The sequence below is a fragment of the Streptomyces ipomoeae 91-03 genome (assembly GCF_000317595.1).
Classification (GTDB): Bacteria; Actinomycetota; Actinomycetes; order Streptomycetales; family Streptomycetaceae; genus Streptomyces; species Streptomyces ipomoeae.
Map to the genome: position 1 here is coordinate 1 of NZ_AEJC01000404.1, position 15,802 is coordinate 15,802.

Consider the following 15,802-nt stretch of genomic DNA (forward strand, 5'->3'; position numbering starts at 1 on the left):
CACCGACACACCCCGCGCCGTGAACACCTGCTCGGCCGTCCAGCCCTCGACGGCCACGGTGACCTCGGAGAACCGGCCCTGCAGGGACCGCGCCCCGATGACCGCCACCGTGCTGCCGTCACGCGGCGGCTGCTCGACGTCGAAGCGGACGACCAGCGAGCTGCCCCGCTCCAGGACCGCGCGCCCGTCCACCACGAGGGCGGCGTCGGTACCCCGGTCCAGGGTGACGTCGAGGACACCGGCCTGCGCGTAGCCGCCGCGCACCCGGACGGTGTGGTCGCCGGTGCGCAGCGTGCCGCCCTTCACCCGGACGTCACCGCGGCCGAACGCCTCCTTCGAGCCCGCCGCGAGGACACCCGCCTCGACGGTCGTGCCGCCGGTGTACTCGTTCGCGCCGGCCAGCGTCAGCGTGCCGCTGCCCCGCTTCACGAGCCCGCCGGGGCCGCAGATGTCGTTGCGCCAGGTGTCGGCCGTGTGGAAACCGCCGAGCGAGGCGTCCATCGTCACCTCAACGTCCGCCGCGAAGGCGCCGTACGCGTCCGCCGCCGCGAACAGGTTGAGCCGGCCCCACTGCTCCCAGCCGTCCAGCAGCACATACCCGGACGGCAGCGCGGTCGTGCGCAGCACCTCGCGCCGCTGCGCCGCGTCGAGATACGGCAGCCGCGTCTCCAGCAGGACCTCGGCGCCCTTCGGCACGGTCAGGTCGGTGGAACGGCCGCGCCGGGTCAGTACATACGTCAGCTTCGGCTCGACCAGGCGCGCGTTGGCCTCGCGGTCGGCGTACGGGTCGGTGTCGGTGCCGGCCGAGTGCGCGTACGCGAACAGTGTGTCGGCGGTGGTGCCCGTCTTCGCCTGGAAGTACTCGGCGGCCTGCTTGCGCGCGGCGGCCTTGAGCGCGGCGTTCTTCGGGTCGGCGAGCGTGGCGGCGGCCAGGGCCGTGGCCATGACGCGACCGCCGATGACGTCGAGCGCGGAGTGCATGCCCGAGACGATCCGGTCGTGGCTCGCTTCGAAGGCGCGGGTCACCATCTCCTGGAAGCGCTCCGGTACGGCATACGCGTAGGCCAGAGCCGCCAGGTGGAGGGCGTTGGTGTGCCCGCTGGGGAAGCCGCCGTCCGTGGCCGGGTCCTCGCCGCGCTGCCGCAGCAGCTGAGGGGCGACGACGACGTCGGAGTCGTACACCGGGAACCCGAACTCGTCGGTCCGGCCGGTGTCGACGACCTCGCTGTTCTCGTTCATCCGCCAGGGGCGGGGGTACTGGTAGGAGAACTTGGCGGGGTTGCTCGACGCGAAGGGGCCGCGCACGGTGTTGACGAGCTCGGCCACCTTCCCGAGCTCGGAGGTGTCGAGCCGGCGCCGTTCGCGGATCCGGCGGGGGCGTCGGCGGGGACGGAGTCGCTGATCTTGCCCGGCGGGGTGCCGTCCGGGGCGGAGGTGACCGAAGTGACCGCCATGGCACCGGTCCTGTACAGCTCCGCCAGTGGGCCGAGACCGCTGATCACCGAGTAACTCTGGTGCTGCCGGTCGGTGATGAACGCCTCGCGTGCCTGCGCCTCGGTGCGCCGGGCGGTGACACGCTCGCTGTACCGGATGTTGGCGCGCGACACCTCCGGCATGAGCGGGGTGCCCGTGTTCCAGGCGGCCCCGGTCTTCCAGATCTCGGCGAAGCCGCCCAGGGCGCGGACCACCGCGTTGGTCTCGGGGGTGAGGTTCGCCGTGGTGTTGGTGGTGTAGTCGTCCACGAACGCGGCGAAGGCGGTGGCGGCCTTGGCTTCGGGGGCCTGCCACAGGTTCGCGAGAGTCGGAGCGGCGATCAGGCCGGCCGAGACGCCGAGGGAGTTCCTGAGGAAGACGCGCCGGTTGAGCGTGTGGTGCCCGGCAGATGACGGCATGGAGGTGCCGCTCCTTTCGCGGTGTGATGATCGTGCGGGCTGAGCGTGGAGTTGACGTATGACCGGTTCATGTCCGGTCGGCGACCGATCGGTGATCAGCGGGTGACCGGCCGGAGGAGAGATCGTGCGAGTGCCACCGCCCCTTCCACCGGCGGCACTTGGAGCGGCTGCGGCCGGGCGGAGGGCACGGTGTCGGTGAGCGCGGTGGCGAAGGCCGAGTACAGGGCGGGGCGGCGCAGGACGGTACTGCCCGCCACCACCACGTCGTCGACCGGTACTCCGCGCAGGGCGAGCCGCTCGACGAGGGAGGCGAGCGCACGGCCCCCGTCGGCGATCACCTGATGGGCGAGGACGGAACCGCGCTCGGCGGCCTCGAACACCACGGGAGCGTGCCGCCCCCAGTCGGCCGACATGTCGGCGGCGCTCTCCAACGCCGCGCCCAGGGCCGGGACTTCGGCCACCTCGAAGGCGGCCACGAGCAGACGGGCCAGCGCGTCCGGTGCCTCACCGCGGTCGTGCGCCGCCCAGACGGCACGGGCCGCCTCACGGACCAGACCGGCACCGCCGCCCTCGTCACCGAGGGCCGCGCCCCAGCCGCCGACCTGCACCGCGGTGCCGTCGGCGCGCCGGCCGACCGCCACCGAACCGGTGCCGGCGACCAGACCGACGCCCTTGTCCAGACCGGCGGCGGGGACCAGCAGTTCGGCGTCCCCGACGATCAGACAGGGCACATCGAGGCGTTCCTCGAGAAGGAGCCGTATCGCCTCGCACTGACGGGGTGTCTCGCACGCGTGCGCGCCCACGGCCACGGCCGACGGGCGTAGGTGCGCGGGCAGCACCTCTTCGATCAGCGACGCCAGCCACCCGGCGGCTGCCGGGTGGTCATGGGGCCGCCAGCCATGGCTCGGGCGGACGTGGTCGGCGACGGAGTCCGTCCCCGCGAGGGCGCGGAGCTGCGTCTTGGTGCCGCCCACGTCGATACCGACGGCGACAGGGGTGGAGTCCTGCACGGATTCCCTCTCGTCGTTGCGTTGCGCTGTTGACGGCGGGCGAACCGTGCCTGGACACACAGAAGGAAAGCTGGTGGGGGTATCTCGGGAAGCCCCGGGACGGGCCTCTGCTGGGTGCGGCAGGCGAGTACCGCTTGACTTCGTTAGGAAATTAACTAACGAATAGGAGGGCGTCAAGCGGTCCGGACCCGGAAGCCGAGACGATTCCGAGCGGCCGGCACGCCGCGGTACGACTGGGGAGAACATGCACCTGAGCGAGAGCGCCCGCGCCGTGTTCGCCGTTCTGGCCGAGGCGGGCACTGCCACCCGCCCCCAGCTGGCGGCGGGAGCCGGGCTGTCCAAACCGACGGTCTCCTCCGCCGTGGCCGAACTGGAGGCCGCCGGCCTCGCCGCCTGCTCCGGCACCGCCTCCGGCGGCACCGGCCGCTCCGCCGCCGTCTACGGCCTCGGGCTCGCCGCCGGTGCCGTACTCGCCGTCGACCTCGGCCCCAGCCGCACCCAGGTGCGCGGCTGCGCCCTGGACGGCACCCTGCTCGCCCAGGGCAGCGGCTCCCGGCCGGACGCCGCCGGCGTGGTCTCGGAAGTCCTCGCCGAGCTCCCGGACGGCGCCCCGCTGCGCGCCGTCGTCGTCGCGGTCGGCGACGTCACGGTCCAGGCCGGGGAGGGGGAGCGCCCCGCGACCGCCAAGGCGGGCCCCGCCTTCGACGCCATGGCCGTCGCCCTGCCGCCCGGAGTGCCCGTGCACCTGGAGAACAACGTCAACTGCGCGGCCCTCGCCGAACTCCACGAGGGCGCGGCCAGCGGCCGGGACACCTTCGGATACCTGCGGATAGGCGTCAGCATCGGCCTCGGTGTCGTCATCAGGAGCCAGGAGCTGCGCGGCGCCAACCACGCCGCCGGAGAGGTCGCCAGCCTGCCCTACCCTTGGGACGAGGACCGTGAGCCACGCCACGAAGGTCTGGAGGCCCACCTGGGCGCGCGCTCGCTGCTGCGCCGGGCGGCCGACGCCTGGCGGGACGGCGACGGCCCTCGCCCGCGCACCGTCGAGCGGCTCTTCGCCCTCGCCGACGGGGGACATGCCACCGCGTGCGCCGTCGTCGGTCATCACGCCGCCGAGGTGGGTCGGCTCGCCGCCGCGGCGACCGCCGTCCTCGATCCCGGCCTGATGATCCTCGGCGGCGACGTCGGCTCGAACCCGCAGCTCCTGCCCGGTGTCCGCGCGGAGCTGGCCCGGCTGAGCTGGCCCACGGAGGTCGTGAGCAGCGCCCTCGGAGACAGTGGCACCGTTGTGGGGGCCACCGAATTGGCGGTGGCCCGGGGAATCCAAAACGTGACCGAGGGGGTTCCGGTGAAGCATTGACGGACTCCACCGGCTTCTGCCAATGTCCGGACAAGCGCTTTCTGAACCGGCGGGACCCGGTTCGGGGCGAGGTACTCGGCCGTACCGCGCGTACGGCGAGCCGTACGAGGGCGTGCTCGTACGGGCCTGGCAAGGACGACGGCCAGGGAAGCCTCGCTGTCAGGGCGGCGCGGCCGGGCGAGGCCGTATGCCGGGAAAGCGTACTTTCCGCAGATGAGAGACCCGAAGCCGTGTCCGACCGGCCGGGGGATCCGTCACGCACTTCCAGGGAGGACCCGGTGGGTCACGAGATCTCGCGCAGAACCCTGCTCCGCTCGACGAGCGGCATCGTCGCCGCGACCGCGATAGGCGGCACGCTCACCGCCTGTTCCGGAGGAACCGGCGCCGGCAGCACCAGCTCCGAGCTGACGATGACCTGGTGGGGCAGCGACGACCGCCACAACGCGTACAAGAAGGCGCTCGCCACATTCCAGAAGGACAACCCGAAGATCAAGATCCGGGAGACCTACTCCGGATACGACGGGTACTTCGACAAGTTCAACACCAACATCGCCGGCGGCAGCGCGCCCGACCTGCTGCAGATGGACACCGCCCTGGTCGCGCAGTACGCGCGCAAGGGCGTCCTCGCCCCGCTCGACTCCTACGTCGGCAAGAGCCTGGACCTCACCGGCTTCTCCAAGACGCTCCTCGCCGCCGGCACCGTCGACGGCAAGCTCTACGGCGTCCCGTCCGGCATCGGCGTCAACCAGCTCACCGTCAACCGCAGCGGCCTGGAGGACCTGGGCCTGAAGCTGCCGGACCGCGAGTGGACCTGGGCCGACCTGAAGAAGATCGCCCAGGACGTCTACAAGAAGAGCGGCGGCAAGATCTACGGCGTCGACGACGGCGGCGGCTCCACCCTCCAGTGCTTCGAGATCTTCGCCCACGAGAAGGGCGAGACCTTCTTCTCCGAGGACGGCAAGAAGCTCGGCTTCACCTCCGACACCCTCCAGGAGTGGTGGGAGTACTGGGCCGAGATGCGCAAGACCAACGCCTCCGGCCCGCCGGCGATCACCTCCGCCGCGCACAACGACCTCACCAAGAACGCGGTCGTCATCGGCAAGGCCCTGTTCACCTTCGACTCCGGTGTCTACGGCGCGGGCGGCTCCATCACCGACGCGCAGCTGGACTTCCTGCCCACCCCGCAGGGCGACTGGTCCGGCGCCCGCGAGGGCAACTTCGTCAACGGCGGTGTGCTGCTGAGCGCCACCAAGGCGAGCAAGAAGGTCGCCGACTCCGTGAAGATCATGGCGTTCTTCGCGCAGAACGAGACCGCGATCAAGGACATGCAGCTGCTGCGCGGCATCCCGCCGACGGAGAAGGCCCGCAACCTGATCGCCTCGGGTCTGACCGAGACCGACAAGCTGAACATGGAGAACGCCGACTACATCGCCAAGCGGGTCGCTGCCGCGAGCAACGCGCTGCCCGCGCCGCAGCCGCCGCCGCAGGGTGCCGACCAGATCTGGGACCTGCTGTTCCAGTCGAACCTCGCGATCGCCTTCGGGAAGAAGTCGATCAAGGCGCAGCTGGGGGAGTTCTTCGACCAGGCTGCGGGCATTCTCGGCGGCTGACGCCCCAGCGCTCCGTTGGAATTGCCGCGAAGAGGAACTGCGGCGATGGGCCGTCGTTCGTCAGCGGGCCTCGTCGTGGCTGGTCGCGCCCACGCGGCGGAGCCGCACATCGACGCAGCCCCGCGCCCCTTCAGGGGCGCGGCAGCGTGCCGGGGCTTCGGCAGGTCCGCCGGAGACGCACCGCCCCAACTGAAACACCGGAAGAGGGCCAGGGAGAGATGAGTATGACCACCGCGCAGACCGACGCGGTCGTGAAGGAGCCGGTGGCTTCGGCGACCCCGTCCGACCAGCGGGAGCGCGATCGTATGCGCCGCCGCCTCGCCAGACGGCGGGGCGGGGGCTGGTGGCCGTACCTTTTCCTGGCCCCCTGGTTCGTCGGCCTGTTCGGGCTGACGATCTACCCGATGCTCGACTCGCTGTACCTGTCGTTCACCGACTTCGACCTGCTGACGCCCGCGCAGTGGGTCGGCATGGAGAACTACGACCGGATGTTCACCGACGACCCGGTCTTCTGGGACTCGGTGCAGGCCACCCTGATCTACGTCGTCGTCTCCGTGCCGCTGAAGCTGGCGCTCGCCCTCGGCGTGGCGATGCTCCTCAACCGCGATCTGAAGGGCATCGGCCTGTACCGGGCCGCCTTCTACCTCCCGTCGCTGCTCGGCGGCGCGGTGGCCATCGCCATCGTGTGGCGGCAGGTCTTCGGCGGCGACGGACTCTTCAACGACTTCCTCGCCTGGTTCGGCATCAAGGGCCAGGACTGGATCTCCAGCCCCGACAGCGCGCTCTACACGCTCGTCCTGCTGGCCGTCTGGCAGTTCGGCACCCCGATGGTCATCTTCCTCGCCGGCCTGAAGCAGCTGCCGAAGGACGTGTACGAGGCCGCCGCGCTCGACGGCGCCAGCCCCGTCACCCGCTTCTTCCGGATCACCCTGCCGCTGCTGACCCCGATCGTCTTCTTCAACGTCGTCCTGCAGATCATCGACGCCTTCAAGACGTTCACGCCCGCCTTCGTCATCAGCAACGGCTCCGGCGGGCCGCTCAACTCGACGATGCTGTACTCCCTCTACCTGTACAAGAAGGGCTTCACCGATCTGCAGATGGGGTACGCCTCCGCGCTGGCCTGGGTGCTGTTCCTGGTCATCGCCCTCTTCACGGCGGTCAACTTCATCGCCAGCCGCTATTGGGTCCATTACGACGACTGATGTCCGACGTCGTCAGAGTCCGATTCGCCGTCTGAGCGAGGAGTTCCTCCCCATGTCCGCCATCACCAAGGCCCCGTCCTCGAATCCCGCCCCGAAGCTGTCGCCGCTGCAGAAGATGCGCACGGCCACCGGCGCCCGCCGTATCTACATCCACACCCTGCTCATCGGCGTCGCGGTCGTCATGCTGTACCCGCTGCTGTGGATGCTGAGCAGCTCCCTCAAGCCCGACACCGAGATCTTCACCCACCCCGGTCTCATCCCGAACGCGCTGCGCCCGGAGAACTACTCCGAGGGCTGGAGCGGCTCCGGCAACTCCTTCTCCCTCTACATCACCAACTCGCTGATCGTCACGATCGGCGCGGTGATCGGCAACGTGATCTCCTGCTCGCTGGCCGCCTACGCCTTCGCGCGCTTCGAGTTCCGCGGCAAGAAGATCTGGTTCGGCATCATGCTCGGCACGCTGATGCTGCCCACCCAGGCCGTGCTGATCCCGCAGTACACGATCTTCTACAACCTGACCTGGATCAACACGTTCCTGCCGCTGATCGTGCCGAAGTTCCTCGCGGTGGACGCCTTCTTCATCTTCCTGATGGTCCAGTTCATCCGCTCCATCCCGCGCGAGCTGGACCAGGCGGCCATGGTGGACGGCGCCAACCCGTGGAAGATCTACTGGAAGATCATCCTGCCGCTGATGAAGCCGGCCCTGATCACCACCACGATCTTCACCTTCATCTGGACCTACGACGACTTCCTCCACCAGCTCGTCTACCTCCAGCAGAACGACCGCTTCACCGTCCCCCTCGGCCTGACCCTGTTCATGGACCAGACCAGCGGCTCCTCCTACGGCGCGATGTTCGCCATGTCGACGCTCGCGCTGCTGCCCACGCTCATCTGCTTCCTCATCTTCCAGAAGAGGCTGGTGGAAGGCATGGCGACCTCCGGTATGAAGGGCTGACCCACGGTGCGTCTTCCCCGCCAGCTCGGCCCACTGCACGACCTGCCGTCCACCCCCGAGGCGTACGACGACGTCCTCGCCGCGGTCACCGAGGAGGCCCTCGCCCGGCTCACGCCCGAGGGCAACCTCGAACACCCCGACTGCGTCGACGACATCGGCGACACCTCCCTCGGCATCACCTCGCTGCTGGCCCTCGCCTGGCAGCGCACCAAGGACCCACGACTGCCGGAGGCCGTCCGCCGCAGCACGGACTTCCACCTCAGGGAGCGCGTCTACACCGACGACAACCCCGGCTACCCGAACCTGAGGCTCCGCGCCTCCGGCTTCCCGTACGCCCGTTACACCCTGGCGTCCGGCGCCCACCCCATCGGCGACTGGCCGAGCACCGTGTGGGCCCTGCTCCAGGCGGTCAATCTGCTCGACCTCGCCGACGGCCTCCTCGACGCCGAACGGACCGACTCCGTACGGGAGATGGGCCGCGGCTACTGGCGCTGGCTGACCGAGGCGACGTTCTTCAACCCGCAGGAGGCGGGCAACCAGGCCATCGGCTGTGTGGTCGGCGGCCTGATGCTGGCCCGGCACCTTCCGGCGGAGGAAGCGGAGCAGGTCCGCGCCCGGGCGATCGCCCTGTACCTCGACGAGATCCGCGCCCACCGGGTGGCCGACCGCGGCGCACTGCTCCCGCCGGAGCACGGCGGCGCGTACGACAACAACTACGGCCCGATCTCCCTGTCCTTCCTCGCCCAGGCCCACCGGATCAGCGGTGAGCGGATCTTCGCCGAGGACGGCGAGGCGCTGGCCCGCTACATCGACGCCCGCCTGACGGTCGGCGGCTTCGACAACGGTGGCCCGCGCTACAGCGAGCAGCACTCCGGCTTCGAGTCGGTCCTCGGCCTGCGCTACTTCGGCCACCGCATCGGTGCCGACCTGGGCCGCTACCGGGGCGACACCCGCTGGGGCCGGTACGCGGTCAAGCCGGACGGCGGCATCGACGGCCACTTCGCATGGATGCTGGTCTGGCAGATCCAGGACACCACGCCCTGGCACCGCACCCCGTCGACGGAACCGGCCCGACACCAACTGCGCGCGGGGGGAGTCTCGGTCGCCTTCGACTCGAAGATGACCCCGTCACTGATCGAGGCCGACGGCACGTACTTCCTTCCGGCCGCCGTCAACCGCCAGCACGGCTTCGGCCCGGTCACCGACGGCTTTCTGCTGTGCCGCCCCATGGGCGAGGTCCGCGTCCGTGACGTGCGCGCCGGCGGTCTGACGGCCAAGCTGGTCACCAAGCCGGTCGTCACCCGCGACCATGTCCTGCGCCACGTCCAGTCCCTGTACGTCACCGACGGCACCCGACTGTGGATCACGGTCGCCGTCGAACGCCTGCCCGGCGACCCCTATCTCCTGGCCGGACTCCCGTATGTCGCGGACGACGGCGACGGCCTCCGCCGGATCGCGGACGCCGAGGTGACCTCCGCGGGCGATCTGCGGCTGACCCACCCGACCGCCGAGGGCCCCGACTACTTCGACGCCCGCGCCGACACCACCCAGGAACTGGCCGCCTTCGCCCTCGCCGCCGACCCCCGCGGCTACGGCAACCCCGACCAGGGCTGGACCCACCTGATCGCCTCCACGGCCTTCGAGGCGACCCCGGCCCCCGGCGCCCCCGACGACCTCAACGTCTTCGCGGTGCGCTACGGCGGCTCGGACGACGACTTCGCCCCCACCTTCGACCGCACCGCGCAGGGCCTGACCGTCCGCACCGAGTCCTTCACCGCCCTGATCGGAAACCCGGCGGGCGACGAGAAGGGCGAACCGGTGCTGACGCTCAGCGCCTGAGGGACGGCGTCAGGAGGAGAGGCGGGCCGGCTCCGGCACGATCAGGTCGGCCCGCTCCCGGGTGGCGGCCACCAGATCGGCGTTGCGTTGGTCCGTGCCGAGGACCCAGGTGACTGCCTCTTCGTGATCCTTGCCGAACCGCTCGTGGCGGGCGATGAGGCGGCGGACGCGTTCGGGCTCGTCGAGTTCGCAGAACCAGGTCTCGTCGAGATGGGAGCGGACGCGGGTCCAGGGGGCGTCGTCCAGGAGGAGGTAGTTGCCCTCGGTGATGACCAGGCGGGCGGTGGGGGGTACGGGGATGGAGGCGGCGATGGGCTGTTCAAGGGTTCGTTCGAAGCCGGGCGCGTAGATGATGCCGTCCTCGTCGCCCCGCAGCCGCTCCAGCAGGGCCGCGTAGCCCGCCGCGTCGAACGTGTCCGGCGCGCCCTTGCGGTTCCGGCGGCCGAGTCGTTCCAGCTCGACGTCGGCCAGATGGAAGCCGTCCATCGGCACGTGCGCGACCCACGGCTCCCCGTCGCCGTTGAGTGCCGACGTCAGCCGCTCGGCCAGGGTGCTCTTCCCGGCACCGGGGCTGCCCGTGATGCCGAGCAGGGCCCGGCGGCCGGGACGGACGAGTGACGTGGCCCGTGCCAGCAGGTCGTCGAACGTCAGGGGTACGGGCTGTGCGCCGTGCGGGGCGCGGACCTCGGGACCGGATGTCATGCCGAGACCGTAAACCCTGGGGAGCGCGCCCCGCGACGGAGCATCAACCATGGAGACGGCATCCATCACGGAGACGGAGCATCAACCATGGGACAGGGACGTCAGCCGCAGAAGGCGGACTCCAGTGTGCGGTTCATGGTCGTGTACACGGTGCCGTTGTTGGAGGTGTTGGCGAACGACGTCAGGCTGCGCTTGCCGTCCTTCGACGTGAACGCCCAGGTGTAGTAGCCCTGGACGGTACCCGTGTGCCCGTACACCGAGATCCCGCACGACAGATCACGCCGGCGCAGCCCCAGCCCGTACGCCTGTGTGCTGTTCACCGGGGTCCACCGCCGCATCTCCTTCAGCTGGGCGGCGGAGGTGAGCTGCCCCTTCACCAGGGCGGTCAGGAACTTGTTCACGTCCTTGGCACTGGACACCAGCGCCCCCGCGCTCTGCGCCCACGAGACCGTCTGCTGCGTCGAGTCGATCTTCCGCCCGCTGGAGTCGGCGGTCATGTAGCCGCGGGAGTACTTCCCCGGGATGGTGTTGCCGGGGTGGACGTAGAACGTGTCGGTCAGCTTCAGCGGCTTGATGATCCGGTTCTGGTACGCGGTCGTCACCGACTTGCCGGTGATCTTCTCGATGAGCATGCCCGCCACGACGAAGTTGGCGTTCGAGTACGAGTACACCGCGCCGGGCTTGTTGGTGAGCGGCTCGGCCAGCGACATGTTCATCAGCTGGCGGTAGGTGAAGACCTTGTTCCGTACGTTCTCGAACCCCGCCACCGAGCGGGCGAAGAGGGTGTTGGCGTGGTCGTACAGCCCGCTGCGGTGGCTCAGCACATGACGCACCGTGATCCGTCTGTCGGGCAGCAGCCCAGGCAGATAGGTGTTCACCGACGTGTCGAGCTCGATCCTGCCCTCGTCGACCAGCTGCAGCAGGACCACCGCCGAGAAGGTCTTGGTGACGCTGCCGATGCGGATACGGTCCCCGGTGCCGAGGGCCCGTCCGGTGCCCCGGTCGGCGACACCCTCCGCCAGATGCAGCGCCCTGCCGTTGTCGTCGATCCTCGCGAAAGCGCCCGGCGCACCCTGGGACAGCGCCGTACGCAGCGCTTTTCTCAGCGCCGCCTGGTCCGGTGCCGCCAGTGCGGCGGCGGTTGCGGTCGGGGTCGCGGCTGGGGCCGTGGCCGCGTCGGGTCGGGCGGCGGTGTCGGGCGTCGCGGCCCGGGTGGCAGCCTGGGCGGGGACCGTCAGCAGGGACAGCACGACCGCGCCCAGGGTCGCCGCGCTCATGCCCACCGTTCTCGAAACCATCTGATTCGTCTCCTGTTGCCGTCTGCCGGCGTGGAACTCCGGCCGTACCGCCGCCGCTGGTCGGGCGACGGCGTGACCTGTACGCATCGGAGACACCGACAGGTTGCATTGGAGTCGAGCGATCACAGAGAGTCAAGTAGCCGAGTGGGAAGGTGAGTTGGCCGACCCGAAAGGGGGATGTTCCCGGCGTATGGGTTTCAGCCGCCGAACAGCTGCGTCCAGTACGTGCCGGCCGCGCCGCCGCCGGCGAAGCCGACGCCCATGTGGGTGAAGTCGGGTTTGAGGATGTTGGCGCGATGGCCGGGGCTGTTCATCCAGCCGAGCACCACCTCGGCGGCGGAGCGTTGGCCGCACGCGATGTTCTCGCCGATGGACCGGCGGGTGGACCCGGCGGCAGCCGCCCGGTGCCATGGCTCACTGCCGTCGGGGGAGGTGTGCGAGTAGAAGTTACGGGCCACCATGTCGGTGCTGTGCGCCTGCGCCGCGCTCGTGAGGAGCCGATCGGACGACAGCGGCCGTAGACCTGCGGCTGCGCGCTCGGCGTTGGTCAGCGCGATGACCTCGGCGGCTGTTCGGTCCAGGCCGGCGGGCGTGAAGGGCTGCGCCCACAGTGCCGTCCAGAAGACCGTTCCCGCACGGTGGTTGGGGGCGTGCGCCATGCCTGCTTCGTTGTGCCGGGGGTCGCAGAGCGTCCGGCGCGCCTGCGCGTCGGAGAGGCAGTAGTCCACGAACTCGGCCGGTGTGCGGGGGCCGGAGACCAGGTGTTCGCCGATCGTCAGATATGCGTAGCCGCCTGCGGTGATTCGTTGGTAGACGGAGAGACCGTCCGTGCCTTCGGACGACAGCCGGTTCCGTGCGGCCATCGTGGTGGCGTGGGATCGGGCCGCTGTGGTGAGTCGGGGGTTGAGGGTGACGGGTGGGGAACCTGCGGAGGCTCGGGCCGAGTTGATCAGGGTGAGGGCGTCTTGAGAAGTGGGGGAGACGGAGTGCGTCGGTGTGTGGATCACAGCGCGGGTGAGTGAGGGCTGGTCGCGCGGTTCCCCGGGCGCGGATGCGGGCCTGGACGATGACGCGTCCTCGATCACGTCCACCCCGAAGTCCCTCGCCACCCCTGCCAATCCGTCCGCGTAACCCTGGCCCAGGGCCCGTAGCCTCCAGGCCGGGCCCCGGCGGTAGAGCTCCGCGAGCAGCAGTACCGTCTCCCGCTGGGGGCGGGGCGGGGTGAAGCGGGCGACCGACTGCCCTGTGGGTCCCGTGACCTGCAAGGTGGGGGCCGGGAGTTGACCCAGGGGTGTGCCCGGGTCGGCCGGGCTGATGGCCACCGTGACGCGGGTCGCCCCGGCGCGCAGTGCCGTCGGCGTCACCGTCAGGGTCTCGGCGGTCAGGTGGGCGCCCGGCGCCGTCGGCTGGTTGTAGAAGACGAAGTCGGTGTCGCCGCGGACCTTGCCGGTGTCGTCGGTGATGAGGGCGGAGACGTCGAAGGGGCCGGGCACCCTGATCGTCAGGGTGCCGCTCGGCAGGGGCAGGTTGCCCCCTGGTACCAGCTCGCTCATCGGTGCCGTCCGTCGCAGTGACCGTCAGCCCGACAACGACTCACCCTCGCAGGGCGGTTCCCGTGTCCTGCTGTCGGTCGGCTGTCAGCATGTCCTGCCGGCCGGCGCGCATCGACCTCAGCGCCAGCAGCAGGACGCCGATGTCGTCCAGATACACCGGGTCGGGCACGAGGTCGGTCGGCAGGACGAGATAGAGGACGGCGCCCCAGAAGACCCACTTGGGACCGGTCGGGAGCCCGGCACGGCGCAGTTCGCGCCGGGTGCGTACGAGACGTAGCAGCAGCCGGACCGCCACGCCGAGGACGACGGCGGCGACCACCGCGATCGCCACGATCACACCCCAGGTCCAGGAATCCATCGGTCCCGCCCCTCGCTCGCGCCGACGCGTACGACGACTCGTCCGTCCGTCGACTCGTACGACTCCTACGTTCTCGAACTCCTACGTTCTCGAACTCCTACGTTCTCGAACTCCTACGTTCTCGAACTCCTGCGTTCTCGTACGACTCCTGCGTCGGCTCGTACGGCTCCTGCGTCGGCTTGTGTCTTCCCATCGTCTTCCCCGTGGGAGCGCCCTCTATCGCGGCGCGCGGGACGCGGGGCGGTGGGTCAGTGGGGGGCGCGGGTGAGGTTGTGGTCCACGAGGGCCTGGCTGACGGCCCTGATGCTGCGGGCGATGTGGTTCAGCTGCATGACCTCGGCCGCGTACATCTTGATCGTGTGCTCGATCACCGACTCGGACATGCCCATGCGGGGGAGTTCGGAGCGGGCGGTCTGCAGGGCCGTGCGGGCGACCCGGATCTCGTGCTGGACCTGGATCTGGGCGTGCCGGGCGAGCAGCACGGGGTGGCGCATCATCGTGGGGTAGCTGCCGTAACGGGCCGGCACCAACTCGCGCAGCCACTTGGCCGCAGACCTCTCCCAGTCGTAGCTGCCGGGTGTCTTGACCTGACACGGCCAGTCCGTGCGGGTCGGCGAGGAGGTGAGGGCCATGTTCAACGCTCCGGTCTTGCATCGACGCCAGTGGGTGCGACTCTGGTGGAGTCTGGGCGGCCCCGGTCTAGGGGATGGCCGGGGCCGCCGCGCCCGGGCACCGTGGCGGGTAGGAGCGGACGGTCCCGGGCAGACGACGTGACACCGGCGTCCCACCGGGTCACGATCCGCGAGCAGTATTTATATATACCGATGAGTTTGCAAGAACATGAAAAAATTCATGCCGGGAAAGTTCTGAATAATCCCGTGCTGTCGGTACGTGGTGGGAACGCGTCCGCTTCTGAGCGGAGTGCCGGGTTCGGCCCTTGAGGCGCGTGCGGTCGCGCGTGCGGTCGCGGTTCAGTCCCTGAGGAAGAACTGGTGCTGGTCGGAGACCTGTTCGTACGCCTCGAGGCGGGCCTGGGTCCGCTCGGGGTCGGCGTCGGTCATGGCCTGGAGCAGTGCGGAGGACATCACCACGGGGGCGGCGTAGGAGTCGAAGACGAGCCGTGATCCGGTGCCGGTGGTGAAGACGGCGTCGGCCTCGTCCGCCAGTGGCCCGAGCCCCAGGTCGGTCACCAGAGCCACCCTCAGCCCGGCACTGTGCGCGACCCGCAGCGCGGTCAGCGTCTCCTGGGCGTGCCGGGGCATGGAGAACGCCAGCACCCAGGTGCCGCCCGCCTCCCGGGACTGCAACAGGGCGTCGTAGGCGACGGTGCCGCCCTTCGTCACCAGCCGGACGTCCGGGTGGATACGGCGGGCGGCGTAGGCGAAGTACTCGGCGAGCGCGCCGGAGATACGCAAGCCGAGGACGGTCAGCGGGGCCGACCGGGACAGGGCGCGGCCGATCTCGATCACCTGGTCGGGGTCGGCGAAGTCGCGCCGCAGGTTCTCCAGGTTCTCGATCTCGGCGTCCACGGCGGCCTGGAGCTCATTGCTGCGGTCCGGCGCGGGGGCGCCCGGGGCGCTGCCCAGGGTGGCGAGCGCGATGGCCTGGAGCTGTTCGCGCAGCGCCGGATAGCCGCTGAAGCCGACGGCGCCCGCGAACCGGGTCACCGAGGGCTGGCTCACCCCGACGCGCTCCGCGAGGTCCGTGATCGACAGGAACGCGGCCTCGGTGATGTGCTCGATCAGATACTGCGCGATCCGCCGCTGCCCGGGGGAGAGCCGGGGCCCGTCGAACAACTCCCTGAGCCGGGACGTCGGAGACTGCTCGGTCTCCGGGGCGATCCGTCCGGACGTGATCGCTGATGCCTGCGCACGTGCCTGCTGCGGCGATGACACCCGTGCGCCTCCTTCGTCTGCCACGACCACTCAACATAGCCGACGGCCCGTACGGTCCCGGGCGGTCGGACGGCGCCCCCGACCCACCGAACCGCACAGCCAAGCCTCGGCTGGTTCCGGTTCGGGGC

The 15,802-nt window shown here is 70.2% G+C and carries 12 protein-coding genes and 1 pseudogene; 5 read left to right on the top strand and 8 right to left on the bottom strand.

The features are described from left to right. Positions 1 to 1,892 (bottom strand): annotated as a pseudogene (locus STRIP9103_RS53185) (phosphatase PAP2 family protein); the annotation flags it as partial. A gap of 95 nt (positions 1,893 to 1,987) precedes the next feature. Continuing rightward, on the bottom strand, positions 1,988 to 2,902 hold the full coding sequence (locus STRIP9103_RS26620) for an N-acetylglucosamine kinase (protein WP_009323751.1): 915 nt from the start codon (positions 2,900 to 2,902) through the stop codon (positions 1,988 to 1,990). A 244-nt stretch (positions 2,903 to 3,146) separates the two neighbouring features. On the opposite strand from STRIP9103_RS26620, the gene STRIP9103_RS26625 reads away from it, so the two are divergent. The 5 genes from STRIP9103_RS26625 (at position 3,147) to STRIP9103_RS26645 (ending at position 9,868) form a co-directional block, all read left to right on the top strand. Then, positions 3,147 to 4,262, top strand: coding sequence for an ROK family protein (locus STRIP9103_RS26625; protein WP_009323775.1), 1,116 nt, complete (start codon positions 3,147 to 3,149; stop codon positions 4,260 to 4,262). A 278-nt stretch (positions 4,263 to 4,540) separates the two neighbouring features. Next, positions 4,541 to 5,872: an ABC transporter substrate-binding protein gene (locus STRIP9103_RS26630; RefSeq protein ID WP_048821029.1), complete on the top strand. Its 1,332-nt coding sequence runs from the start codon at positions 4,541 to 4,543 to the stop codon at positions 5,870 to 5,872. Positions 5,873 to 6,096: 224 nt separating this feature from the next. After that, complete coding sequence (locus STRIP9103_RS26635; RefSeq protein ID WP_009323771.1) at positions 6,097 to 7,074, top strand: carbohydrate ABC transporter permease; 978 nt, start codon at positions 6,097 to 6,099, stop codon at positions 7,072 to 7,074. Between the two features lie 52 nt (positions 7,075 to 7,126). Further along, entirely contained in the window at positions 7,127 to 8,029 is a 903-nt protein-coding gene (locus STRIP9103_RS26640) for a carbohydrate ABC transporter permease (protein WP_009323769.1), read from the top strand. Positions 8,030 to 8,035: 6 nt separating this feature from the next. After that, positions 8,036 to 9,868, top strand: coding sequence for a hypothetical protein (locus tag STRIP9103_RS26645; protein WP_009323780.1), 1,833 nt, complete (start codon positions 8,036 to 8,038; stop codon positions 9,866 to 9,868). 9 nt (positions 9,869 to 9,877) lie between these two features. On the opposite strand, the gene STRIP9103_RS26650 is transcribed toward STRIP9103_RS26645, so the two are convergent. The 6 genes from STRIP9103_RS26650 to STRIP9103_RS26675 form a co-directional block, all read right to left on the bottom strand. Next, positions 9,878 to 10,570, bottom strand: a complete 693-nt coding sequence (locus STRIP9103_RS26650; protein ID WP_009323812.1) for a nucleoside/nucleotide kinase family protein — start codon at positions 10,568 to 10,570, stop codon at positions 9,878 to 9,880. A gap of 101 nt (positions 10,571 to 10,671) precedes the next feature. Continuing rightward, positions 10,672 to 11,868 carry a serine hydrolase domain-containing protein gene (locus STRIP9103_RS26655; protein WP_009323807.1) on the bottom strand — a complete coding sequence of 399 codons (1,197 nt, stop codon included), beginning with the start codon at positions 11,866 to 11,868 and terminating at the stop codon, positions 10,672 to 10,674. Positions 11,869 to 12,065: 197 nt separating this feature from the next. After that, a complete protein-coding gene (locus tag STRIP9103_RS26660; protein WP_009323805.1) occupies positions 12,066 to 13,421 on the bottom strand; it encodes a CAP domain-containing protein in 1,356 nt (451 codons plus the stop codon). Positions 13,422 to 13,461: 40 nt separating this feature from the next. Further along, positions 13,462 to 13,779 carry a YkvA family protein gene (locus STRIP9103_RS26665; protein ID WP_009323799.1) on the bottom strand — a complete coding sequence of 106 codons (318 nt, stop codon included), beginning with the start codon at positions 13,777 to 13,779 and terminating at the stop codon, positions 13,462 to 13,464. A gap of 248 nt (positions 13,780 to 14,027) precedes the next feature. Further along, the gene (locus STRIP9103_RS26670; protein ID WP_009323797.1) at positions 14,028 to 14,411 is read right to left on the bottom strand and encodes a hypothetical protein; all 384 of its coding nucleotides are present in this window, start codon (positions 14,409 to 14,411) and stop codon (positions 14,028 to 14,030) included. A gap of 339 nt (positions 14,412 to 14,750) precedes the next feature. After that, on the bottom strand, positions 14,751 to 15,674 hold the full coding sequence (locus STRIP9103_RS26675) for a MurR/RpiR family transcriptional regulator (protein WP_009323777.1): 924 nt from the start codon (positions 15,672 to 15,674) through the stop codon (positions 14,751 to 14,753). Positions 15,675 to 15,802 lie beyond the last annotated feature (128 nt).